At 63.8% G+C, this 24,049-nt stretch carries 15 protein-coding genes; 8 read left to right on the top strand and 7 right to left on the bottom strand.

The genetic code is table 11. The features are described from left to right. Positions 1–96: 96 nt before the first annotated feature. The 5 genes from RN347_RS04670 to RN347_RS04650 form a co-directional block, all read right to left on the bottom strand. Positions 97–819 carry a tellurite resistance TerB family protein gene (locus RN347_RS04670; RefSeq protein ID WP_263584744.1) on the bottom strand — a complete coding sequence of 241 codons (723 nt, stop codon included), beginning with the start codon at positions 817–819 and terminating at the stop codon, positions 97–99. 31 nt (positions 820–850) lie between these two features. Next, positions 851–3,916 carry an SMC family ATPase gene (locus RN347_RS04665; protein WP_311960346.1) on the bottom strand — a complete coding sequence of 1,022 codons (3,066 nt, stop codon included), beginning with the start codon at positions 3,914–3,916 and terminating at the stop codon, positions 851–853. Further along, on the bottom strand, positions 3,913–5,064 hold the full coding sequence (locus RN347_RS04660; RefSeq protein WP_311960345.1) for an exonuclease SbcCD subunit D: 1,152 nt from the start codon (positions 5,062–5,064) through the stop codon (positions 3,913–3,915). The genes RN347_RS04665 and RN347_RS04660 overlap by 4 nt, the downstream gene beginning before the upstream one ends. Before the next feature lie 81 nt (positions 5,065–5,145). Next, positions 5,146–5,970, bottom strand: a complete 825-nt coding sequence (gene nadE, locus RN347_RS04655; protein ID WP_311960344.1) for an ammonia-dependent NAD(+) synthetase — start codon at positions 5,968–5,970, stop codon at positions 5,146–5,148. A 174-nt stretch (positions 5,971–6,144) separates the two neighbouring features. Further along, positions 6,145–7,812: a DASS family sodium-coupled anion symporter gene (locus tag RN347_RS04650; RefSeq protein ID WP_311960343.1), complete on the bottom strand. Its 1,668-nt coding sequence runs from the start codon at positions 7,810–7,812 to the stop codon at positions 6,145–6,147. 453 nt (positions 7,813–8,265) lie between these two features. Between RN347_RS04650 and RN347_RS04645 the strand changes: the two genes are divergently transcribed. The 6 genes from RN347_RS04645 to RN347_RS04620 all read left to right on the top strand — a co-directional run bounded on the left by RN347_RS04645 (position 8,266) and on the right by RN347_RS04620 (position 12,218). Then, entirely contained in the window at positions 8,266–8,445 is a 180-nt protein-coding gene (locus RN347_RS04645) for a hypothetical protein (protein ID WP_263584749.1), read from the top strand. A 184-nt stretch (positions 8,446–8,629) separates the two neighbouring features. Next, positions 8,630–8,947: a hypothetical protein gene (locus tag RN347_RS04640; RefSeq protein ID WP_311960342.1), complete on the top strand. Its 318-nt coding sequence runs from the start codon at positions 8,630–8,632 to the stop codon at positions 8,945–8,947. 216 nt (positions 8,948–9,163) lie between these two features. After that, positions 9,164–10,384: a serine/threonine transporter SstT gene (sstT, locus tag RN347_RS04635; protein WP_311960341.1), complete on the top strand. Its 1,221-nt coding sequence runs from the start codon at positions 9,164–9,166 to the stop codon at positions 10,382–10,384. Positions 10,385–10,546: 162 nt separating this feature from the next. Further along, a complete protein-coding gene (locus RN347_RS04630) occupies positions 10,547–11,059 on the top strand; it encodes an XRE family transcriptional regulator (protein ID WP_311960340.1) in 513 nt (170 codons plus the stop codon). A gap of 83 nt (positions 11,060–11,142) precedes the next feature. Then, positions 11,143–11,877 (top strand): AzlC family ABC transporter permease, encoded by a 735-nt coding sequence (locus RN347_RS04625; protein ID WP_311960339.1) that lies wholly within the window; start codon positions 11,143–11,145, stop codon positions 11,875–11,877. Continuing rightward, on the top strand, positions 11,874–12,218 hold the full coding sequence (locus RN347_RS04620; protein WP_263584754.1) for an AzlD domain-containing protein: 345 nt from the start codon (positions 11,874–11,876) through the stop codon (positions 12,216–12,218). The genes RN347_RS04625 and RN347_RS04620 overlap by 4 nt, the downstream gene beginning before the upstream one ends. 44 nt (positions 12,219–12,262) lie before the next feature. On the opposite strand, the gene RN347_RS04615 is transcribed toward RN347_RS04620, so the two are convergent. Beyond that, a complete protein-coding gene (locus RN347_RS04615) occupies positions 12,263–13,276 on the bottom strand; it encodes a diguanylate cyclase domain-containing protein (protein ID WP_311960338.1) in 1,014 nt (337 codons plus the stop codon). A 535-nt stretch (positions 13,277–13,811) separates the two neighbouring features. Here RN347_RS04615 and RN347_RS04610 point away from each other — a divergent pair. Beyond that, a complete protein-coding gene (locus RN347_RS04610; RefSeq protein ID WP_263584756.1) occupies positions 13,812–14,531 on the top strand; it encodes a Crp/Fnr family transcriptional regulator in 720 nt (239 codons plus the stop codon). A 189-nt stretch (positions 14,532–14,720) separates the two neighbouring features. Continuing rightward, positions 14,721–15,437: a Crp/Fnr family transcriptional regulator gene (locus RN347_RS04605; protein ID WP_263584757.1), complete on the top strand. Its 717-nt coding sequence runs from the start codon at positions 14,721–14,723 to the stop codon at positions 15,435–15,437. On the opposite strand, the gene RN347_RS04600 is transcribed toward RN347_RS04605, so the two are convergent. Beyond that, complete coding sequence (locus tag RN347_RS04600; RefSeq protein ID WP_311960337.1) at positions 15,434–24,034, bottom strand: GH36-type glycosyl hydrolase domain-containing protein; 8,601 nt, start codon at positions 24,032–24,034, stop codon at positions 15,434–15,436. The genes RN347_RS04605 and RN347_RS04600 overlap by 4 nt on opposite strands. Positions 24,035–24,049: the final 15 nt, after the last annotated feature.

The following is a 24,049-nucleotide window of genomic DNA, read 5'->3' as shown; positions in this document are numbered from 1 at the left end:
GGACTCCTTGATTCAATGGAGTGGCAAGCCGCCACCCTACCAGCAGGTTAGACGGTTTCGCTCCCTTTGACCTCTACCCAACGCCGTCGGCGCCCATTACCCGGCCTGAGCCGCCTGGCGCTCGAGCTCGGCGACCATCGGCGCATCCAGGTCGAGCTCCAGCGCGAGCTGGTCGAGCCAGGCTTTTTCCATCGGGTTCTGCTCGTCACTCACCGCCAGGCTGATCAGGTACATCTCCCGCGCTGCCTGAGGCGAATCCGCCTGTGAGGCGAGCGCTTTGGCATCGAGCGGGGCGTTGAGCTGCTGCTCGACCCAGGCGTGCAGCTCGTCGTCGGCGCCGAGGCCATCGATTTGCTCGCTGATCAACGCACGCTCCTCGGCGTCGATATGGCCATCGGCGCGCGCGGCCATGATCATCGCCTGCAAAAGCTCCAGGCTTCGCCGCTCCTGGATTTCGCCTTCGAGCACGTCGACCCGCTCGCCCTCTTCGCGACCGGGCGCATCATTCTGGCTGCCCTTGGCCTGGTGGCTTTGCCACGCCTTCCAGGCGAGCATACCAACGCCGGCAATCGCGCCGTACTTGAGCGCCTTGCCGCCGAGTTTGCGCCCGCGTTTGGAACCCACCAGCATCCCCATGGCGCCGCCGCCGAGCAGGCTTTTGACGTCAAAGCCGCTGCCACCGCCGCCCTTTTTGGCCTCGTCACCGCCGCCAAACTGGCGCGAGAGGCCGTCGAGCATGCCCTTGACGTCCACCCCGCCGCTCTGGCCCTTGCCGCCGGCCTGCTTCATCAGCTGTTGTAAAATGTTGCTCGCGTTCATTGATGGCTCCTTGTCGTTGTGACGTCAACGTTCAATGGACCGCGCCCTTGATCGAAGTCGTACTGCCCAGGCGGTGCGCGGCTACTTCGATACGAACCGGCATCTGCTCCTTGAGTTCACTAACGTGAGAAATAATGCCGATCATGCGCCCGCTGGATTGCAGCTCGCAGAGCACCTCGATCGCCTGATCCAGCGCGTCCTGATCGAGGCTGCCAAAGCCCTCATCGATGAACAGCGTATCGAGCTTGATGCCGCCGGCGTAGGCCTGGACCACATCCGATAGCCCCAGTGCAAGCGAAAGCGCCGCCATGAAGGACTCACCGCCGGACAGGGTCGCCACCGGGCGCTGCTTGCCGGTGTAGGTGTCCGCCACATCGAGCTCCAGGCCCGAGGCGCTGTTGCCTTTCGAAGGGTCCTCCCGGCGCACGAGCTGATAGCGCCCGCGGCTCATGCGGGTGAGCCGCTCGGAAGCCTGGATCAGTACGTCGTCGAGCAGCACGCCGAGCACGAAGCGCTGCAAACTGATGCGGTTGCCCGTGCGCCCGTTGGCCACGTCGCTGAGCGTCCCCCAAAGCCTGTACTCCGCCTCGAGTTCCTGCTGAGCCTCATGGGCGGCCTGGAGCTTCTGACGCACGCCGTTCAAGGCGTTCTGGCGCTCGCTCAGCCCGCGCCACGCCTCTAAACGCGTTTCTTCGCGGGCCTGGCTCGCTTCGACGTCGGCCGTAAGTGCCGCCATGTCCGGTTCGGGCTGATCATCGAGCCTGGCCTCGGCGCTGGCGATGGCGCCAACGAGTTCGTCCAGGCGCCGCTGGTAGGCCTCGACGCGCTGGGCCGCCGCCTGACGCTCGGGGTCGTCGAGCCGGGCGGCCTCAAAGGCGCGGGTGTCCTCGAAGGGGCTGGCCGCCAGCGCTTTCTGCCATTCGGCGCGGGCACTTTCCAATGCCTGCTCGGCCTGCTCACACCGCGTTTTGGCGCCGCTTGCGCGCTCCTCGGCGCGCGCCTGCAGGGCCACGCTTTCGTCGTACGCCCGGCGGGCGCTGGCGTGGGCCGTTTCGATCTCGCTGATGTCAGCGGTAAGCGTCTGAATGCTGGCTCGAAGCGCCTGCGGATCGCGTGCATCCGCGGGCAGCGACTCGCTGAGCTGGTCGCGCTGGCTTGTCAGGCGAAGCGCCTGCTCCTTCGCCGCGTCCCGCTCGGTCTGAGACGCTTTCACCCTTTGATCCTGGGCGCTCCAGTCGCGACGCAGCGTTTCGCGTTGCGTTGACAGCGCGTCGATCTCGCGCTCGACGCTTTCGCGCCGCGCCGCGCTGGCCTCGATCGTTGAGACGGCGCGCTCGAGCTCCAATAGCGGCGCACCGGCCCACTCGCCAAGCGCCTGACGCAGGCGGCTTCGCTGCTCGGCGTGCTGGCGGGCATCGAAGCGCGTCGCCTCCAGTGCACGCTCGGCGGCCTGCTGCGCCTGGCGGGCGGTGGCCGCCTGCGTTCTGGCCTGCTCCACCTGCTCTTTGGTGACGATGTCGCCGGCAGGCTTTGCGGGCGCGGGGTGGGCGTGACTTCCGCACACCGGGCAAGGCGCGTCCGCCTGGAGGGTTTGCGCCAAAAGGGCCGCCTGGCCCTGGTGCCAGCGCATCTCGCACTCGGTAGCGTCGTGCTCGGCGCGGCGGGTCTCTGCCTGGCAGCGCTCGAGCGTTTGCGCCGCGCGCTGTTCGGCCGCCTGGGTCTGGCGCTCTGTGTCTGCCAGCGCTTCGAGCTCGCGGCGCGCCGTTAGAAGCGCCTGGTGACGATTGAGCTCCGCCGGCGCGCCGGCCAGGCGTTGATACTCCGCCTGAAGCACCTCAACACGCTGGCTGGCCGCCTCCCCCTGTCGGCGAATCTCCTCCAGGCGCTGCGTTTGTTGGTGGAAGGTGGAGTGGGCCTGCTGATGCGCCTGTTCGGCCTGGCGGGCTCGCGCGGCGAGCTCCTCGAGCGCTTGGCCCTTTTCGAGGTATTCGCCCAGCGCCCGGCGGCGCTCGGTGAGCTCATCAAGCCGCTCGAAACGTGTTGCCGCCTCGGCCAGCGACGCTTGCGCTTTTGCCGTGCGTGCGCGCTGATCATCGAGCCCCGCCAGCGCCTGGCGCCACTCTTTTTGGGCCACCTCCAGCGTCCTGCGCGCCTGGGCCTCGGCCTCGAAAGGCGCGCGCAGAGCCTGGGCGCGCTCGTTTTGCGCCAGGCGGTGGCGTTCGCCTTCGATGGCATCAGCGCTTTTCAGATGCGCACTTTTTTCACCTATCAGCGCGTCACGCGCCTGGCGCTGGCGCAGGGTTTCCTCGCCTGCGTCGCGGCGCTGCTCCGCCTGACGGCGTTCGTGCCTGGCGGCCTCGAACCCGGCGGTGGCCTCCTCGACCCGGGGCGAAAGTGCGGCAAGCTCTTCCTCGAGCGCGGCTTCGCTTTCGAGCTCGCCGCCGGCCAGCAGGCCGCTGATATGCTCACGGTGGCTTTTGACCCGGGCGACGATGCCTTTCGAGCGCTCCAGCAGCTCATCCTCGATGCGCTTGAAGATCTGCGTTTGAAACAGCCGGGCAAAGATCTTTTCACGCTCGCTGGACGGCGCGACCAGCAGCTCGCGAAACTTGCCCTGAGGCAGCACCATCACCTGGCGAAACTGTTTGATGTCCAGGCCGAGCAGCGCCTGAACCTGGGCGGTGGCCTCTCCGACGTTTTTGGCCACCAGGCACGTCTGCTCCTCGAGGGCCTCGTTGAGCTGCCAGAGCTGGGCTTCGGTGTTTTGCGTGGTGGTGCCCTCGCCGCGCGCCTTGGGGCGCTCCTGCTGGGGCACACGGCGGATGCGATAAAAGCGCTCCTGCAGGCGAAATTCCAGCGTCACCTCGGTGAGCAGCGCCGGGTTTGCGCTGTCGCAGCGCATCTGCGTACCGGTGCGATCTTCGCCGGTGGTCTGGCCATAAAGCGCAAAGCAGATGGCGTCGAGAATCGAGCTTTTCCCGGCGCCGGTGGGGCCGTTGATCAGAAACAGCGGATGGCGGCCCAGGGCGGTGAAATCGAGTCGCTCGACCCCGGCGAAGGGGCCGAAGGCCTGCATGGTGAGCACGAGTGGGGTCACGGGCCGCCCTCCGCCTTGTTCAGCTCTGCAATCAGCGCTCGCACGACCGCTTGCTGGTCGTCGTCGAGCGCTTCGCCGCTGGTCTGCTCGAAGAAGTCGCTGAACATCTCCAGCGCACTGAAGTGAAGCTTTTCGCGGTCGAGCTGCTGGGCGCCGCGCGCCTCGAGCATGCCCGGCTTCTCCAGATGGAGCACGTTGGGGTAGAGCGCGCGCAGCTTGCTCATCGGGTCGAGAATGGCGTGGCGATCAGTCAGGCGTACCAGCAGGTAGTCCTCGCGGCGCTCAGACGCCTCGTTTTGTGCCTGCGCCAGCAGGCTTTCCAGCTCGCCTTCGAGCACGCGCACCTCGCGTTTGGGGGTGAGCGTGCGCCACTCGAACGCGAGCTGGCCGTCCGTATCGATATCGACCAGCGTCACGCCCTTTCGCTGGCGCGCTTCGGAAAAGCTGTATTTTAGTAGCGAGCCGCTGTAGCGGATGTGCTCGCCGCCGCGATACTGCGGCCCGTGCAGGTGGCCAAGGGCCACGTAGTCGAAACGCTGCATCGGCTCCCAAGCCACGCTCTCCGCCCCACCGAGATTGAGCGGGCGCTCGGAGTCCGAGGCGGCACCACCGTCGACGAAGCAGTGGCTCATCAACAGCGCCGGGCGGCCTGGTTGGCGAACGGCCTCGATACGTTCGAGCAAGAAGCGGTGGGCGCTGTCGAAATCGCGCGCCTCGCACTTGAAGGCGCTGCGCACGTGCTCCGGGTCGGCGTAGGGAATGCCGAAGACATCCACCGTCACGCCGCCGGCCTCGAGAGTGACCGGCGCGTCGGCTCGGTCGAGCTCGGAGAGAATATGAAGCCCGGTCTTTTTGAGGTGGCGGGCACCAAAGCGCAGCCGCTCGGCGCTGTCGTGGTTGCCGGAGATCATCACGACCGGCAGGCCGCGCTTATCGCAGAGCTCATAAAGCACGTCGTCGAGCAGCGTCACGGCGCCGGCGGGGGGAATGGCGCGATCGAAAATGTCGCCGGCGACCAGCACCGCATCGACGGCGTCACGATCGACGATCTCGATGAGCTGGTCGAGTACAAAGCGCTGGTCATCGAGCAGCGATACGTTGTGAAAAAGCCGCCCCAGGTGCCAGTCGGCCGTGTGCAGTAGTCGCATGGCATCGCCTTAATGAAAGTGCCCGCATCTTATCATCGACCTTCACCCCCGGGCACTGGCACTGCGACGCCGCTGAACGCTTCAGGGCGCGATGGGCAGATCCCGCTTGTGCTGGGTACGCTCGAAGGTCTGCAGGATGGTCCTGCGCGCCGCGTCGTCGACCTCTTCGCCGGTCAGAAAGGCATCGATCTCGGCGTAGGTCACGCCCAGGGCGTCCTCGTCGGCAAGCTGCGGCTTGAGGGTTTCGAGATCCGCGGTGGGCGGCTTTTTCACCAGCGACGCCGGCGCGCCGAGCTCGGCGCCGAGGCGCCGCACCTGGTCCTTGGTGAGCCCGGCGAGTGGCACCACGTCGCAGGCGCCGTCGCCAAACTTGGTGAAAAAGCCCATCAGCGCCTCGGCGGCGTGGTCGGTGCCGACCACCAGCCCCGCGTGGGCGCCGGCCACCGCGTACTGCGCCACCATGCGCTGGCGCGCCTTGATGTTACCCAGCACGAAATCGCGCTGGTGCTCGTCGCGAAACACAAGGCCGCCCTCCTCGAGCGCCTTGAGGGCGGCGTCGCTGGCGGGCTTGACGTTCACCGTGAGCAGATGATCGGCCCGGATGAAGTCGAGCGCCTGCTGGGCGTCGTTTTCATCGGCCTGCACGGCGTAGGGCAGGCGCATGGCGTAGAACTCGGCCTTGCGGCCCTGGGCGCGGGCTCGCTCTACCGCGAGCTGGCAAAGGCGCCCGGTCACGGTGGAGTCGACGCCGCCGCTGATGCCGAGCACCAGCGCACGCAGGCCGGTGTCCTTGAGGCGCTGATAAAGAAACGCCACGCGCCGCTCGATCTCCTCTTTCACATCGATCGACGCCTTGACGCCAAGGGCCTGGCGGATACGGGTTTGCGAGTCGCCTTGCGAGTCCATGCGGTTCTCCTTTTCAAGATTCGTGGCGCCAGGAGTTTGTGCGTGAGAAATTTCTGGCGCTAAAGCTCATTGCCGTGAGCGTTTCATCCAGCGTAGCGAGGCGGCGCTCATCTGCCAACGAAAAGCCCCCGCATCGAACGGGGGCTTTGGGCCTGGTGACTAAACGCGAGCAGCTTAGTTGCGAAACGCGTCCGGATAGACCGTCAGATCCACGCTCCAAAGTGCCGGGAGCAGGAAGTAGGTCGCGGCCACGATCAGAATCAGCGCGATGATGTTGAGCCAGAAGCCGTTGCGCACCATTTCGGCGATGGTGATCTTGCCGGTGGCGAAGATGATCGCGTTGGGCGGCGTGCCCACTGGCAGCATGAAGGCACAGTTGGCCGCCATGGCCGCCGGCACCATCAGCACGAACGGATGCACGTTCAGCGCCAGCGCCAAAGACGCCAGTACCGGCAGTATCATGGTCGCGGTCGCGGTGTTGGAGGTGATCTCGGTGAGATAGAGCACCATGGCCGCGGAGAGCAGAATCACCATCAGGAAGTTGACGCCTTCCAGCACGCTCATTTGATCGCCCATCCAGGCGGCCAGGCCTGACGAGTTGAAGCCGGCGGCGATCGCCAGACCGCCCCCAAAGAGCAGCAAAATACCCCAGGGCACGTCACGGGCGATTTCCCAGTCCAGCAGGCAGCCGCCCTTGGTGCGAGAGGGAATCAAAAACAGAGCCACCGCCGCGGTGATCGCGATCATGGTGTCGTTGATGCCGGGGATATTGATGACCTGGCCCTGCCATAAAAACGAGCGGGTGATCCAGAAAAACGCTGCCAGCAGGAACACGGCCAGCACCGCTTTCTCCTCGAAGCTGGTGCGCCCAAGCGCCTCCATCTCCTTTTTGATCAACTCCTTGCCGCCGGGCAGATGGCCCAGGTTCATCGGGTAGATAAAGCGCGTGAGCATGAGCCAGCCGATGAACAGCAGCAAGACCACGACCGGGAAGGCGAACATCAGCCAGCTGGCGAACGAGATTTCATAGCCGAACAGCTCGCTGACTACGGCGGCCAGAATGATGTTGGGGGGCGTGCCGATCAGCGTGCCGAGACCACCGATGGTACCGCCGTAGCCGACACCGAAAATCAGCGCCTTGCTGAACTTGTCGATTTCACCGCTGTGGTCGCCGTCGCTCTTGGCAAGCTCCTGGGTGACCTGATAGACGATCGCGGTGGCGATCGGCAGCATCATCATCACCGAGGCGGTGTTGGACACCCACATCGAAAGAAAGCCCGTGGCGGCCATGAAGCCGAACACGATGCTGTTGATACTGGTGCCGAGCACGGAAATGATGGTCAGCGCGATACGCTTGTGCAGATCCCATTTCTCCATTGCCAGCGCGATCAAAAAACCGCCCAAAAACAGAAAGACGATCGGATTACCGTAAGCGGCGGTGACAGCACTGCCCTCGAGCGCTCCGGTAATGGGCAGCAGTATGATCGGTAGCAGTGAGGTCGCCGGAATCGGAATGGCCTCGGTGATCCACCAGATGGCGACCCAAAGCGTGGTCGCCAGCACCATGCGGCCTTCGAAGCTCAAATCCGCCGGCTCGAAGAACATCACCGTTAGCGCGAACATCAGCGGCCCGAGCACGAGCCCGATGGACTGCGCACGATTGTACGCCGGCGGGCGCGGCGAGGGGGTGTTATCGGGAGGCGTCGGCGTACCTGAACCGCCCTGCGCACCGGTAGCGCCAGGGGCACCGGAGGTCGGCAGTGCGCACAGAAGAAGGTGTTTGGCCTGATAATGATAGTGCCAAAGCTGGTCCCAGACCGATAGGGTGGCCGTTTTGAACATGGGGCAGTACCGCTTGGTATTGAGTGAGCAGTAAAGACGCTTCGCGACAGCGCCTTGAGATGGCTAAAACAGCGTCGCCGATTTTAGAGGGCCCTTTATTCCCTGCAAGCGGCTATTAGTCCAGTGAATTAGCCCCGATTACTACCAAAGTCTAACAACTTTAGTTGAATAAACCGCCCTTCCCGTTTACATGCATGGTTTCTTATAGAATATCGATGCATCGGCCTCCCTGAGGACATCGCCTTTGAGATTAACCGGTTAGCAAACGAACGTTTCCTGTGTGCCGTTTTGATGACCTTCAGGTTAACTTTTTGTACAACTTTCATGAACGCCGCACCCGGTACATGGTCTATACTTTCGCCATGACCCAGAGAATGTCTGTACAAGCATCGGGCTGGTCACGAAACACGTACGAGGGGATTTACTCAAATCGTTTACGCTCAAGGAGTTAAGATGATACGCCAACATCTTTTCAATGGGGCTCAACCAGGAAGCCCAGAGCATCTGGAAAAATATCTAAGCGAACAGAAGCTTAGGAGAGAAAAGGAGAGTAACGCGGAGTTTTTATGGTTGACCGCCGCCGCCTTTCTCGCCGGAAGCCTTGCAACGCTCGCTTTCGTAGTACCGCTTTAAGACCCCGTATTCACAGCGAAAACCCTGCCACCGTCGGCGGGGTTTTTTTTATACGCATCAATTTTTTCGATAGGGCCAAAATTGGTGATTGCTTCTGCTGATGAGGTGTATTACTGTGAATTGGTACAAGACGCGTATAAATAAATACTTTATTCAAGTATCAGCATTCACAAGGAGTGGTGGCATGCACAGATTACAACTGGAAAACATCTCGGAAGCCGGCCTTCAGCTGGCGATCAAGGAAATCCGCAGCGAAATGTTCGACACGCCGCATACGGACTTCACCATCGCCAAAATGTTGAGCCATTGCGGCCATTTTACGACCGCTGAGCTTTATCTCGATGAGATGCTGTTGAAGTGGGGCTCTTCGCCGGACGTGGTCGAGCTGATCAACAAGGGCTACGCCATGGTCGATGCCATGAGTGCGACCGCCAAGTCCAGGACCGTTAGCCCGGTCGCTGCACATAAAGTTAGCGTCGAGACTGAAGCCGCCGTGGCGTGATGGTTTAACGGCCAGGCTTAATAAAAACGGCTTGCTTTCCGGATGAAAGCAAGCCGTTTTTTTGTGTCCGCTTATCAACAACGCCGGCGTTGCTTTGGGTCTGACGTTTTTTTCTCGCAACGCCCCTGCCCTGTGCCTTCACTGCTAGAATACCCGCCTTTCGCGAGCGTCGAACAGCGCGTCGACGCCTTGTCCTGACTGACCAAGAGCTTTGCAATGATTGCGACTGCCCAAGCGGCGTTTCGGCCTCTATTACGGCTGGGCCTGATTTCTCAAATTCTCATCGGTATCGCCGCCGGCGTTGCGCTGGCGCTACTTTCGCCGGCGGTGGCCACCCGCGTGGCGCTGCTTGGTCAGCTATTCATCAGCGCGCTGCAAGCGGTCGCACCCATTCTGGTGTTCGTGCTGGTAATGGCGGCGATCGCGGCTCACCAGAAGGGCCGGCCCACGCAGATTCGCTCGGTGCTGGTGCTTTATGTCATCGGCACGCTGATTGCGGCGTTGATCGCCGTGAGCGCGAGTTTCCTGCTGCCCACCGAGCTTGCGCTGGACGCGCCCCAAGCCGACGGCAACCCGCCGGGCGACATCGTTGGCGTACTGCGGGATCTGCTGCTCAATGCCATTTCCAACCCGGTCAGCGCGCTGATGGAGGCCAACTTCGTGGCCATTCTGGTCTGGGCGGTGGGTTTGGGGCTGGCACTGCGCCAGGCAAGCGACACGACTCGCCAGGCGCTTTCGGATCTGTCCGGGGCGGTCACCCGGCTCGTCACTCTGGTGATTCGCCTGGCGCCGCTGGGCATCTTCGGCCTGGTGGCGGGAACACTGGCGGAGTCCGGCGCCTCGGCGCTGCTCAAGTACGCCCAGCTCTTGGGTATCATCGTGGGCTGCATGGGCGTCGTCGCGCTCATCACCAACCCGCTGCTGGTCTACGTCGTGACACGGCGAAATCCCTACCCGCTGGTCTGGACCTGCCTGCGAGAGAGCGCCATTACCGCCTTTTTCACCCGCAGCTCCGCGGCCAATATTCCGGTGAATCTGGAGCTTTGCCGCAAACTCGAGCTCGACGCCGATACCTACTCGATCTCGATACCGCTAGGCGCGACCATCAACATGTGCGGCGCGGCGATCACCATCACCGTGATCACGCTGGCCATGACCCACACCCTTGGCATCGGCGTCGATTTTCCGACCGCGCTGCTGCTATGTGTGGTCTCGGCGCTGGCCGCCTGTGGGGTCTCGGGCGTGGCCGGCGGCTCGCTGATGCTGATTCCCATGGCGGCGAGCCTGTTCGGCATCTCGACGGAAGTGGCGATGCAGGCCGTGGCGATCGGCTTTGTGATCAGCGTGGTGCAGGACGCCACCGAGACCGCGCTGAACTCCTCGACCGACGTGCTCTTTACCGCCGCTGCCTGTCGCGCGAAAAAAGCAGACGCCTGATTTTTCAGCCCGCGCCTTCTCTTTATCTCCCCTCTCATCGTTTTATTCACCACGCCGGGTTGACGACCCGGCGTTCTTTTTATAAAACGTTTCTTATATAAAGCGTTCTCTAAAAAGAACACCTTAAAAATAGCACCTCGCTGGATAAGCGAACGGTCCATCATGAAAGAAGAGACGCTACGCACGCTGGGCGCGCACCTTCAGCGTTTGCGCTTGGCGCGCGGGCTGTCGCTGAGCCAGCTGGCAAGCGCGGCGGGCATGGCCAAATCCAACCTGAGCCGGCTCGAGCAAGGTAGCGGTAACCCGACGCTGGATACGATCTGGCGCCTGGCGGTGCAGCTCGGGGTGCCCTTTGGGGCGCTGATTGCGCCGGTCGACGAGGCGCTTTGCGACGACGATGTAAAGCTCACCCTGATCGAGCAGGGCCAAAGCACGCCCCAGGTCGACGCTTACTGGATGGGGTTCGCACCCAATTCCGAGCGCCAGGCCGAAGGGCACACTCCAGGCACCGTCGAGACGCTGTTCGTCATTAGCGGACGCATCGAGGCGGGTGAACTCGGCGCGCTGCGATGGCTGGCTCCCGGTGACAGTGCCCAATTCAACGCCGACCGACCGCACCTTTATCGCACCGGTCTTGATCGCGCCACGCTGCTGGTGACCATTACTTACCACTAGCTACCTGCATCGATCGCTATCACGTACCACTCGCCATCTCGTGTTACGCACCAACATTGACAGCTCAAAGGCATCGAGGTCCCATGCGCGCGTCCACCGAATCCAGTGCCGGCCCCCACTTTGTTTGGCACGCCGCCCTTCAGGGCGCACGCGAGGGCATTCCGCTGCTGGGCGGCTACATACCGGTATCGCTGTCGTTCGGGCTGGTGGCGACTCAGGCCGGCTTTACGACGTTCGAGGCGGCGGCGATTTCGCTTTTGATCTACGCCGGCGCCTCGCAGTTTCTGTTCGTGGGCATGATCGCCACGGGCGCACCGCTTTGGCTGGTCGTTGCGTTGACCCTTTTAATCAACGCCCGCCACCTGGTATATGGCCCCAACCTGGCCGCGCTACTGCCCCGAAGTCGACACTGGCTCTGGCTCATGCACGGGCTGACCGATCAGGTCTTCGCCCTGGCGCTGACGAGACTCCCGGCGCTCGCCCCCGCGCGGCGCTTCGGCTGGTTTCTGGGCTGTGCGCTGATGGCCTGGGCGGTTTGGGTGGTAGGCACCGTGATTGGCGCGGTGGCCGGCGAGGCGGTGACCGCGTATTGGCCGCTTCTGGGTGAGATCATGCCCTTTGCCCTGCCGGCGCTGTTTCTCGCCATGACCGCGCCGCGTTTTGTCGACCTGCGCTGGTCGCTGGCGCTCATCGTCACTATCGTTGCGGCGCTGGCTTTGACGCTGACCGGCGCCAGCAACGTTGCGATTCCACTGGGGGCGGCGTGCGGGGCGCTGTGCTTTTACGCGGTGCGGTTTTCCGCCAGGGGGCGCGCATGAGTGTCGAGCTCTGGATCGCCGTGGCGATGTCGGCGCTGGGCACGCTGTTGATTCGCGTGGCGCCGTTTCTCTGGATGCAGCGGCGCCTCGACCAGCGCGATGGCCCGAGCCCGTTGCCGGGGTGGCTGGCCACGCTGGGGCCCTTGATGATCGCCGCGGTGCTGGGAGTGTCGATCGTGCCGGTCAACCCAGGCACCACCTCCTGGGTCGCGACCGCCCTTGGCCTGCTGACCACTTGTTTGGTGTGGCGACGTACGCGTTCACTGGGCTGGCCCGTGGCCGCGGGCGTCACGGTGTTTGGCGTCGTAGTGATTTTGGCGGCGCTGGCCCTGCCGGGCTGATCGTGCCCGGGCGTTTGTTACCCGTTTTTCATTGGCGCCCACCGTCAGGATTGACGCTCTTCCATTTCGGCCAGATACAGCCGACACTGCTGCCGGCCGTTTTGCTTGGCGCAGTACATCGCAAGATCGGCGTAGTGAAGCAGCGCCTGCTCGTCGGTCGAGTGATCCGGATAGATGCTCACCCCGATACTGGCACTGAAGGTGTGTTCATGGCCGGCCAGTTGGCAGGGCGTGGCCAATGCGGTCAGGATCTTCGATGCCACGTTTAGCGCGCTCTTTACGCTTTCGATTTCGCTCAATAGCACCACGAACTCATCCCCACCCTGGCGGCAGACGGTATCGGTGGTACGGATACAGCCGCTCAGACGCTCAGCCACGATCTGCAGGTAGCGATCGCCCAGGGCGTGCCCGAACGTGTCGTTGATGGCCTTGAAATGATCCATGTCGAGGTAGATAAGCGCCATCTTGTGCTGGTGGCGCTTTGCCAGGCCCACCGCCCGCGCCAATCTATCGGCAAAGAGAAAGCGATTGGGAAGGGAGGTAAGCGGATCGTGCTGCGCCTGATAGGCGAATTGAGCCGAGCGGATATGCGACTGGCAGGCATCATGAAAGACGACGACGGCCCCGACGATCATGCCCGAAAGATTGTGAACCGGGACCGCGGAGCTTTCTATCTCGCGCTGGCTGCCGTCCCGGTGGATCAGAACGGCGCCGAGAACGAAGCCTTGAGCGCGATCCTCGATCATGGCGCGGATCGCTGGATTGACCATCGTTTGATAGGTATGGCTATCGACCATCGACAGGATGTCCTCGACGGGCTTGCCAGCGGCTTCCACCCTCGACCAGCCAATCAGCGCTTCCGCCACGCGGTTCAGGTAGGTGACCCGGCCGTGCATGTCCGTGGTCAACACCGCGTCGGTAATGGAGTTCAGCGTAACGTGAGCCCAGCTCTTCTCGGCGACCCAGGCGGCCTCCCCTCCCTGCGAGTCCGCGTCGAGCGCCAGTTTTTTGAAAGCCTTTGTCTCTCTGGGACGATTATTGCCATCTCCGTATAGCATGCCATTTTCCCCATGTGTAATTGCATCCGGGATGATGCTTTATGATCGACCGATGCCTGCCCTGCTTTTTTACGGCTTTTTTCAGCCGGTATTTTTTTAAGCCTCTCGCCCCAAGCAGTGGCGGCGTTTTGAACGTGATCAGACGTATCGCTATCTCAATGCGGCGCGATACATATCCCCCATCGAAAGCCCGGGCATTGGGGTTACAAGGCACCCCCTTTCCCCCTTCTTCCCAGGATATACGTTGAAGACCATAGTCAACCTTCTGGTCGTCTACTGTACGTTGGCGAACATGGGAAAGGCGTTTTCAACGCTATTTGAGTGTTTTTTTTACATAGCGTTACAGTAAGCACGCTATCGATCACACGGCTATGTTCGACAGCGTACAGAATTATTGTCCAGGGTCTCTATACTCAAAAAAGGCTTGTCTAACGAAAAGCATTTACTTCAAAAATTATAAATTGCTGATAAATAGAAAAAATTAACTCTACTCAAGCACCACGCCGTTTTATGTGAACCAAGGGGGGATTACTTAATGCTCAAGCTACGCCCATTTAGTCAAAATGGTTTGCTTGGCTTACTCAATGAAGAAGAGCTTGCTCACCTGACACCGCACCTCGAGGAAGTCACCCTGGCGCTGGGCCAGTCGCTGCATGAGTCGGGCCGAACGTTGACTCACGTGTACTTTCCCATCGACGCCATCGTGTCGCTGTTGTGCGTCATCGAAAACGGCGCCTCTACCGAGATCGCGGTGGTCGGCCGCGAAGGAATGATCGGTGTTTCGCTGTTCATGGGTGGCGAAACCACTCCCAGCCGCGCCATCGTGCAAAGTTCGGGGCGTGCGTACCGCCTCAAGGGGGCGTTGGTCAAACGCGAGTTCGATCGCGCCGGTGGCCTGCAGCGCCTGCTGCTGCGCTACACCCAAGCGCTGCTGACCCAGATGGCACAAACGGCGGTCTGCAATCGCCACCACAGCGTCGACCAGCAGCTTTGCCGCTGGCTGTTGCTGAGCCTCGACCGGCTACCGGGCAACGAACTGGTGATGACGCAGGAGCTGATTGCCAACATGCTGGGCGTTCGTCGTGAGGGCGTTACCGAGTCCGCAGGAAAACTGCAAAAGGCCGGCCTCATTGCCTATAACCGTGGCCGCATTACCGTACGTGACCGGGCCGGGCTGGAAGCCCGCGTGTGCGAATGCTACGCGGTGGTGAAAAACGAGTACGACCGCCTACTCAAGCACGCGGATGTGACGTAACACCGGCGCTTACGGTTTCGTTTATTTCTGTACGTCGGCCCTGCTATGTACGCTTGCGTGCCGACGCCGCCGTTATCAATTGGTACTGTAGATGTGCATCACCAGAACATGCACTCACTGCAGTCGACATTGAAACGATAGCGCCGTTTTAACGTGCCGTTTGCCTGGTTTACTTCATCAGAGGGGCACATGACGCCCATTCATCGCTTGCTCAGTGCCAACCAACTGCTCGCGGATTTGCCCGGCGTGGAACGGGATCGTTTTTCAGGCGTGTGCGAGTCGGTGCCCCTGATCTTTGGGGAGATTCTCCAGCGCCCCACCCAGCTCCAGCGCCACGTCTATTTCCCGACCGACGGCTTTATTTCACAAATGACGGTGCTCGATACCGATAGCCGGCTCGAAGTCGCCATGGCAGGCCATGAAGGCATGCTGGGCGTGGCCACACTTTTGGGCGTCGACCACCCCACCCTGATGGGAATCGTGCAGGGCGCTGGCAGCGCGTTACGTATCGAGGCCGATGCCTTTCGCCTGCTGGTCGCCAACAGCCCCGAGCTACATCGCCGGCTCATGCGCTACCTCTACGTGGTAATGAATCAGTTCGCCGGCGCGGCAGGGTGTATCCACTTTCACCGTATCGAGGAGCGCCTCGCTCGCTGGCTGTTGATGACTCAGGACCGTGCACGCTCGAACCACCTACAGCTGACCCACGAGTTTCTGGCCATCATGTTGGGCGTTCGCCGTGCAGGTATTACCCTTTCCGCCATTACGCTGCAAACGAGTGGGCTCATCGACTACCACCGCGGTGAGATCATTATTCTCGACCGGCCGGGGCTGATCGCGGTGGCTTGCTCGTGTTACGAGACGGACTGCGCGCTGTACGTCCGCACCATGGCCCCTGGCGCTTAAATCCGGCTTAGCCCCTTTTTACCTCCATCCAGCCCTGCATCGCCTTGCGCCAGCGTGAGCGTTAGCCGGTGATCGCCGCCGTCCAGCGGCAGAATAAGCGGCCCGTCAACATCGGGAAGCGCTGAGTCGTCGAGCACGGCCCGGTCAGAAGCCTCTTCTGTTACCTGATCAACCCGGATAGCGTAGCGAGTAGCATCGACACACACCTGGACCTCGAACCCCCACCAGGAGGTCGGCAGACAGGGCGCGATGACAAGCGTCTGCCCGCGGCGGCGAAGCCCCAGGATGCCCTCGATGCCCGCACGGTACATCCAGGCCGCAGAGCCGGTGTACCAGGTCCAGCCACCACGCCCTTCATGGGGCGCCACCGAGTAGACATCCGCGGCGACGACATAGGGTTCGACCTTGTAGCGCTGCGTGGCGTCCGGCGTGCGTGCATGATTGATGGGATTGAGCAGCCCGAAAAGTGACACCGCTTCGTCCGCCTCATCAAGCTCGGTAAACGCCAGAATTCCCCACATCGCTGCATGGCTGTACTGGCCACCGTTTTCGCGAAGCCCCGGCGGGTAGCCGCGAATATAGCCCGGGTCCTTGGGTATCTTGTCAAAAGGCGGCCAGAACAGCAGTGCCATCCCCCTCTCGTCTCGCACCAGTTCGCGCTTGAACGACCGCATGGCACACGCGGCTTTTTCGGGATCGGCGCCGCCGGAGAGCACCGCCCAGGTCTGCGCGATGGCATCGATGCGACACTCCTCGGCGCCCTCTGCCCCCAGCCAGCTGCCATCGTCAAAACAGGCGCGCCGGTACCACTGGCCGTCCCAGGCGACGCTATCGAGCGCTTCACGAAGCCCCTTCGCGTGGGCGCGCCAGCGCTCGGCGCGAGGCGGGTCGTAACGCTCAGCGTAGGGGGCGAACAGCCCAAGGGTACGCAGCAAAAGCCAGCCCAGCCACACGCTTTCGCCCTTGCCCGCCACCCCCACCCGGTTCATGCCATCGTTCCAGTCGCCGCCACCGATCAAGGGCAGGCCGTTTTCGCCGGTCAAGGCCAGGCTCTGATCGAGCCCTCGGGCGCAGTGCTCGAACAGCGTGCCCGTCTCGACGGCGGTTTCGGGCTGGAAGAAAGCATCGTGCTCGTCGTCCTTCAGTGCTGGCCCTTCGAGAAAGGAAACACGTTGCTCAAGAATCGAAGCCTCACCGGAGGTCTCGATATACAGGGCGCAGGCGTAGGCCAGCCAGACCCGGTCGTCGGAAATCCGCGTGCGCACCCCCTGCCCCTCTTGCGGTAACCACCAATGCTGTACATCGCCTTCGACGAACTGGCGCGAGGCGGCGGTGAGCAGATGCGCTCGCGTGATCGCGGGGCAGGCGAAACTCAGCGCCATGCCGTCCTGTAGCTGGTCGCGAAACCCGTAAGCCCCGCTGGCCTGATAGAAGGCGGACCGCGCCGTGATTCGACACGCCAGCGTTTGATAGAGCAGCCAGCCGTTGAGCATGATATCCATGGCGCGATCCGGCGTTTTCACCTGCACGGCATTCAGCCGCGCCTGCCAGTGCGCCTCGACAGCCGCCAGCTCCGCGTCCAGATCCGCCGCCCGATAGCGCGCGATGAGCGATCGCACTTCGTCAAGCGAGCGGCCCTGCCCCACCAGAGCGATCACCTCGACCCGAGCACCGGGGGCGATTTCCACCTCGCACTGCAGCGCCGAACACGGGTCAAGCCCCGCCCCGCAGGCGCCGGACAGCGGCGTGTCACCGGTCAGCGCGGCCGGGGCGCCAAGCGTGCCCCGCTCCCCCAGAAATTCGCGGCGATCCGCCGTCCATGCGCTTTGCTGCCCGCCCAGATCGGCAAACGCGATGCGCTCGGAAAAACCGATACTCCACGGCCGCCTGGCCAGCATCGCCCCGCTCGTCTCGTCCATTTCGGTGACGATGAAAGGGGCGGACTCGCTTCGCGAAGTGCCCAGCACCCACTCGAGATACGCCGTCACCGACACGCGGCGCACCCGACCGGAGCGGTTCTCGAGCGTCATTCGGGAAACCCGGACCGGTGCATCGAGCACCACGAAATGCAAGAGTTCGGTCGCGATGCCGTGCGCCTGGTGTTCGAAACGGCTATAGCCGAACCCGTGGCGGGCCAGGTAGCGGCCGGCATCGCGTATGGGAAGCGCCGTCGGCGTCCAGAGTGCGCCGCCTTGTTCATCGCGCAGGTAGAAGGCCTCACCGGGCGCATCGGTGACCGGGTCGTTGGACCAGGGGGTCAGTTGATTGTCGCGGCTGTTCTCGGCCCACAGGTAGCCGCTGCCTTCGGCAGAGACCTGGTAGCCGAACCCGGCATTGGCCATGACGTTGATCCAGGGTGCCGGCGTTGTGTGCCCTTGTGTCAGCACCGTCACGTACTCGCGCCCGTGCCGATCAAAGCCGCCCAGGCCGTTGAAGAACTCGAGTGCCGGCACGTCCGCGTGCTTGACGCTGTCCACCCACTCCTTGCGCGGCGATGGAAGTATCTTGTCCGGTGCGCGCTCGGCGGGCTTGCCGGCGGGTTCGATGTGCTCAAGCTGGCTCGACAGCGGGCCGCGGTGGGCCTGCAGCACCACGTGGGCCACCGAGCGCAGCAGCGCCTGAGAGGCCTGGCTCATCAAGTCGGCGCGCAGTGTGGTCACCGTACCCTGAACGAACCCGTCACGAAGTCGGGGGCGTGCCTGGCTGCTGAGCACGGCGGTTTCGATGGCATTTTGCAGATCCTGAACGTAGGAAGAGGCGCGTTCGTTGACGATCACCACGTCGACCCCCAGGCGTTTCATGCGCCAGTATTCGTGGGCGCGCAGCAGTTGACGCACCAGCGCCAGATCATCGAGTGAATCGATACGCAGCAGCACGATGGGTAAATCGCCGGAGATGGCGTGGGGCCAGAGCCCTGATTGGGGACCGGCGCCGCGCAGGATCGCCTCGGCGGGCGCCCGAAACCGCGCATCCGGGTAAAGCAGCGGCGCTGCCAGACGTTGAAAATCCGCCGCCTCGTCGGTCTTGATGCCCAAGTGACGAAGCTGGACCTGCGCCTGGGTCCAGGCCAGAGTTTGGGCGCGGTCGAAGGCACTGCGGTCGTGATGCTTGTCGATCAGATCGACAAGCGCCTGACGCGAGGCGGCGACCACGGTCCAGAATGCCACCCGCACGCCACTGCCCGGCGGCACGCGAACGCGACAGCGCAGTGAAAATACCGGATCGAGCACCGTGCCCACGGTGTTCGACAGTGCCTGGCCCTTGGCCAGGCTTGCGGCGGTTGGCAGCGAGCGACCGCGCCCGATGAACCGCGCGCGGTCGGTCTCGTACTCGAGCTCGCCCAGCACATGGCCTTCCACCACCGCGAAATGGGCCGCCCACACCGGTGGCTCGTCCGGGGTCCGCGGGCGGCGGGTGGCTATCAGCGCGCCCAGTTCGGGCAGATACTCGGTCACCACGAACAGCTTGGCAAAGGCCGGGTGGGCGTTATCCGTGGCCGGCGTGGTCAACACCAGCTCCGCGTAGCTTGTGACCTCGATATCCCGTGCGCTACGCCCGGTGTTGGTCAGCGATACCCGGCGCACCTCGCCGTTATCCTCGCCGGAAACCAGCACTTCGAGCAGGCTGGACAAGGGGCCGTGGCGGCGGCTGTAGCTGGCGTGGTCCTCGGCGAAGACCACTTCCTGACGATCCTTTTGCGACGCATCGGGGGTGCTTGCCAGCGGGCCGGTGGCGGACCACGCCACCTCGTCCTGGAGATCGCGCAGAAAGATGAAGCTGCCCCAGGCGTCGCAGGTGGCGTCCGAGCGCCAGCGGGTGACCGCCACGCTTTGCCAGCGGCTGTAGCCACCGCCGCCGGCGGTGAGCATGACTGCGTAATGGCCGTTCGAGAGCAGATGCGTGACCGGGGGCGCCGCGTTCGCCATGGTGAAGCGGCGAACCGTCGGCGCCTCGCCGGGCAGCGTCCGGGGGGCCGCCTTGACCTCCTCCGCACGCGGATAGGCAATGGCGATATCGTGGGGCACTCGCTCCTGAAGCAGCAGCTCGCAGGCCTTGATCATCGGTTCACGGTGAAAGCGCGCACGCATCAGCCCCTGATGCTCGGCGTTGGCCAGCGACACGATGGTCATGCCCTGATGGTGTGCCATGAAACTTCGCACGATGGCAACCTGCTCGCCCACCGGTAGCCGCGTGCGCGTGAAATCCAGCGCCTCGTAAAAACCGTAGCGCCCGAGCGCGCCCATGGCCTTGAGCCGGGCAAAGTTCTGGTGCGCCGCGAGCGGGTCGACCATGGCTGCAAGCCCGGTGGCGTAGGGGGCGATCACCACATCCGCGGAAAGCCAGCGCTTGAGGCCCAGCCCCGGTACGCCGAAGTTGGAGTATTGGTAGGTGAACTCCAGATCCCGCGCGTTATAGGCGGATTCGGAAAGCCCCCAGGGCACGCCCAATGACTGACCGTAGGCCCGCTGGCGCTTGACCACGCGGCGGTTGGTCTGGGCCAGCAGGCTGCCATCCGGGGCGCGCATCAAAAGCGATGGCATCAGATACTCGAACATGGAACCTGACCAGGAGATCAGGGCCGAAGCGCCGCCCAGAGGCGTTGCCGTACGGCCCAGGCGAAACCAGTGGCGCGTCGGCACATCGCCCTTGGCGATCGCGAAAAGACTCGCCAGACGCGCCTCGGAGGCCAGCAGGTCGTAGCAGCTTTCATCCAGGCGATTCTGGGCCACGGCGTAGCCGATCGACAGCAGCCGACGCTCATCATTGAGCAAGAAGGTAAAGTCCATCGCCATCGCCATCTGGCGCGCCTCTGTCGCCAGCGCTTGCAGGCGCGAGGCGATGTCCGGCGCGCCGAGCCGCTCGGTATCCTGAACATGCTCGCCCAGCATCCTTTCAAGTGCCGCGACCCAGAAAAGCGCCTCGTCGCCCGGCTCGCTGACGCCGGGCGTCAGACGATCACGCACCGCACGGGCCAGCGTTTCGCTCAGTAGCGTGAGGCGGGGTAGCGCCAGCTCGGTCGGTGACGCCATGAGCAGCGCAGCGATCGCCTCGCCTTGCGCGGTCAGTCCCTGGCGCTGATCCTCCGGTAGATCGAGCCTCCCCAGTGCCTCTTGCGCCAGATGCAGCGTGTCGCCCAGACCCGGGCGCAGATCGGCCAGCGCCCGGGCGGGAAGCCAGGTCTCGCAGGCGTTGGCCAGGGCGATAAGGTGCCCCGCCAGATTGCCGCTATCCACCGATGAGATATAGATGGGTTCGAGTGGACGAAGATCGCGCGTTGCATACCAGTTGTAGAAATGCCCGTTGTAGCGCGGCAAGCGACGCATGGTGGCCAGGGTGCGCTCCAGGCGCTCCAGGATGGCCAGCGTCCCCGCCCAGCCGAAATCCCGCGCGGCCACGGTGGAAAGCAGGTAAAGCCCCAGGTTGGTGGGCGACGTGCGCGGCGCCACGACCGGCTGCGGATCTTCCTGGAAGTTGTCCGGAGGAAGGTCGTTCTCAAGCGGTGTGACGAATGTCTCGAAAAAGCGCCAGGTTCGCCGCGCGATCAGACGAAGCTCGATCCGCTCTTGCGGCTTCAGCGGGCGCCGGGGTGTTTCCACCGGCGCCCGGCTCAGGTAGGCGGCCAGCGCCGGGGCGCACAGCCATAAAAGAGCGATGGGCACGACAACCGGCCCGACGCGGGGGTCATGCAGCACCGCCGCCGCCGCGACAACAAGCCCCGCCGCCAGGCCCAAAGCCATGGCGCGATAAAAGCCCCGGGGAGTGAGATGCGGGCTGAGCGCGCTTTGCGCCGCCGTCGTCCATTCGAGCAGGTGCCGGCGGGAAACGCCGAGGCGAAACAGCGTGCGGCCGATTGCATCGAGCATGCGCCCGGCCTGATCCGGCAGAAAGGCCAGAAGCATGAGCGTCTGCATCAGCGCAATCCGTGACAGCAGACGCAGCCGAGCGACGTGCGGACGAAGCTCGAGCCCCGGGCGGGCAGGCACAATGGCGGCCAGCAGCGGCAGAAGCGGCGGCACGGCGATCACCCCGACCAGCAGCAGTGTGCCCAGAGCCGCGGCGGGCAACGGCAGCCACCAGCACAACGCAAGGCTTGCCAGGGTGGCCGGTATCAACAGCGAACGGCGCAGGTTATCCAGCATCTTCCAGCGCGCCAGCAGTGAAAGCCTCTGCGCCCTTGCGCTGATACCCGAGTGCGCCATGCCGACGATCCAGGGTAAAAGCTGCCAATCGCCGCGCGTCCAGCGGTGCTGGCGCTTGGCGGCCACGTCGTAGCGCGCGGGAAAGTCCTCGACGACTTCCACATCCGACACCAGCCCCGCGCGCACGAAAAGCCCCTCGAAAAGATCGTGGCTGAGCAGTGTGTTGTCCTGCACCCGGCCTTCCATGGCCGCCATGAAGGCATCGATATCGTAGATCCCTTTACCCGCGAAGGAGCCCTCCCCGAAGAGATCCTGATACACGTCGGACACCGCGCCGGCGTAAGGGTCGATGCCCCCCGGGGCGGAAAAGAGCCGCTGGAACCGCGAGCCTTCCGCGCCCACCGGAAGCGCCGGGGAACTGCGCGGCTGCAGCACGCCGTAGCCTTCCACCACCCGGCGGTCGGTTTCACTGAAACGCGGACGATTCAGCGGGTGCGCCATCTTGCCGATCAGCCGGATCGCCGCTTCTCGGGGAAGCCGAGTATCTGCATCCAGGGTGATCACGTAGCGTACGTTGGCCGGAGCGGCCGGCGCGTCGATAAAGGCGGTATCCGTGGCCCCGCGCAGCCACCGGTTGAGCTCGTGCAGTTTGCCGCGCTTGCGCTCCCAGCCCATCCAGCACTTTTCCACGGCGTTGAAGGCGCGCCCCCGGTAGAGCAGCATGAAGCGCTCGCTCGACTCCCCCTTCACGCCCCCATGACGCTGATTGAGCCGCTGGATCGATCGGCGCGCTGCCGCCAGCAGCGGCGCATCCGATGCCAGCACCTGCTGCTCGGCATCGATGCCATCCACCAACAGGGCATAAAGAAGCGCTCCCTCGCCGCTTGCCAGGTGATGCACTTCCAGCCGTTCGATTTGATCGTCAAGCTCCGCTTCGCTGGTGAGCAGCGTGGGTACGACCACCAGGGTGCGCATCGACGCCGGCACGCCTGCGGCCAGATCAAGGCTCGGGAGTGAAAGCGGCCCGACCCGACGAGTGATTGCCAGGTTGACCAGCGCCGTGGCAACGTCGCTGGCAGGCAGCCACCCGACAAGCGCCAGCGCGACCAGCAGCCCCGCGCCGTCGCTCGACCAGCCGTTCGGCATCACGGCCGTCAGCGCCCAGAGCGCCAGGCCCAGCAGCCCCATTGTGAAGACACCGATCGCGCCCAGATAGCCGGCAATACCCAGCCCGCGCACCCCGCGCCCCAGGCGCCGGCCCAGCGTGGGCCGGTAGCCGATGGCGTTTTCCAGCGCCCGCCGCCCCGCGCCGATCAGATGATAGCCCGGGTCGCCCACCCGCGCCGCCTCGATGAATTCCGCCTCGCTTGCGCGGGCCTGCTGGGCGGCGGCCAGAGCGTGTTCCACCACGTCCAGCTCGGCGCACGTCGCGCCTCGAGCCAGGCGCTCGATGGCGTTCCGGTAACGGTTGCGGGTCGGAAAATCCATGGCGGCAAATCCGCTGGCAGCCCCCAGCCTTGCATCCACCAGGCTTGCGCGCTCGACCATATCCGGCCAGTCGATGCTCGACACCAGCCGCATGCTGTTGATGATATTGCGCATGGTGACGTTGGCCGCGCCCTGGCGCTGCTGAACGCGGTGAACCACCTCGTCGATGCTGTCGCCCTGGCGCGCCAGCTGATGCTCGAGCCAGCCCAGCACCGGCATGGTGCGCGGGTCCTGATCGCGCAGGCGCTTGGCCAGCTGCGCGGCAAAGGCCTCGGACAAGCCTTGTTGATCGCGCGACAGTTCATCGAGCACCGGCACCGAACGATCACCATCGGGTACCAGCAGCCGCCGAGCCAGCTCGTCGGCCTCGATGCGCGCCCCCTGCTCCTCGGTGATCTGGTCGGCCAGCCGACGCAGGTTCTCGATCAGCACCATACGCAGCGTGATGGCCACCGCCCAAAGCTCCCCGATGGTCAGCGGCTGCACGCGCTGATAGGCCGCCAGAAAGCTTTGCAGCACGTCGGGATCGAAGTAGCTGTCGGTATGCGCCACGAATGCCCAGGCCAGCCCCAGCACTCGCGGATAGCCCGCAAAGGGCCCATCGGCCAGCTTGGGAAGCTGCCGGTAGTAGCCCGGCGGAAGATCGGCGCGGACTTCCTTGATCTGTGCTTCCACCAGATGGTAGTTGTCCAGCAGCCAGGCCGCGGCGGGCATGATATCCCGCCCGTCGGCCAGCGCTTGCGCACTGGTCTGATAGGCATCGAGCAGCGCGGCGGTATTGCCCTGAAGGCGCCGCTGCAACGAAAACACCCGAGGCGGCGACGCACTCACGCGCTGGGCGGCGGCCAGGCTGACGGCGTGCTGTTCAAGTCGTTCGACGCTGAAGAGTTCTTCCCGGATCGGCGCAAGAGAGTGCCAGGGCGACGCCGCAGCGCGACGACGATGAAGCCAACCAGACAATAAGGGCATAGACGGTACCTGGGC

It is taken from the genome of Halomonas sp. PAMB 3264, from assembly GCF_031954245.1.
Lineage (GTDB): Bacteria > Pseudomonadota > Gammaproteobacteria > Pseudomonadales > Halomonadaceae > Vreelandella.
This window is presented reverse-complemented; position numbering and strand designations above follow the sequence as displayed.

Bases quoted from the DNA above. Each gene is read 5' to 3' on its own strand.
- RN347_RS04620 (WP_263584754.1), top strand. From the start codon at position 11,874: ATGAGTGTCGAGCTCTGGATCGCCGTGGCGATGTCGGCGCTGGGCACG.
- RN347_RS04610 (WP_263584756.1), top strand. From the start codon at position 13,812: ATGCTCAAGCTACGCCCATTTAGTCAAAATGGTTTGCTTGGCTTACTC.
- sstT (WP_311960341.1), top strand. From the start codon at position 9,164: ATGATTGCGACTGCCCAAGCGGCGTTTCGGCCTCTATTACGGCTGGGC.
- RN347_RS04650 (WP_311960343.1), bottom strand. From the start codon at position 7,812: ATGTTCAAAACGGCCACCCTATCGGTCTGGGACCAGCTTTGGCACTAT.
- RN347_RS04670 (WP_263584744.1), bottom strand. From the start codon at position 819: ATGAACGCGAGCAACATTTTACAACAGCTGATGAAGCAGGCCGGCGGC.
- nadE (WP_311960344.1), bottom strand. From the start codon at position 5,970: ATGGACTCGCAAGGCGACTCGCAAACCCGTATCCGCCAGGCCCTTGGC.
- RN347_RS04600 (WP_311960337.1), bottom strand. From the start codon at position 24,034: ATGCCCTTATTGTCTGGTTGGCTTCATCGTCGTCGCGCTGCGGCGTCG.
- RN347_RS04645 (WP_263584749.1), top strand. From the start codon at position 8,266: ATGATACGCCAACATCTTTTCAATGGGGCTCAACCAGGAAGCCCAGAG.
- RN347_RS04605 (WP_263584757.1), top strand. From the start codon at position 14,721: ATGACGCCCATTCATCGCTTGCTCAGTGCCAACCAACTGCTCGCGGAT.
- RN347_RS04660 (WP_311960345.1), bottom strand. From the start codon at position 5,064: ATGCGACTACTGCACACGGCCGACTGGCACCTGGGGCGGCTTTTTCAC.
- RN347_RS04625 (WP_311960339.1), top strand. From the start codon at position 11,143: ATGCGCGCGTCCACCGAATCCAGTGCCGGCCCCCACTTTGTTTGGCAC.
- RN347_RS04640 (WP_311960342.1), top strand. From the start codon at position 8,630: ATGCACAGATTACAACTGGAAAACATCTCGGAAGCCGGCCTTCAGCTG.
- RN347_RS04630 (WP_311960340.1), top strand. From the start codon at position 10,547: ATGAAAGAAGAGACGCTACGCACGCTGGGCGCGCACCTTCAGCGTTTG.
- RN347_RS04615 (WP_311960338.1), bottom strand. From the start codon at position 13,276: ATGCTATACGGAGATGGCAATAATCGTCCCAGAGAGACAAAGGCTTTC.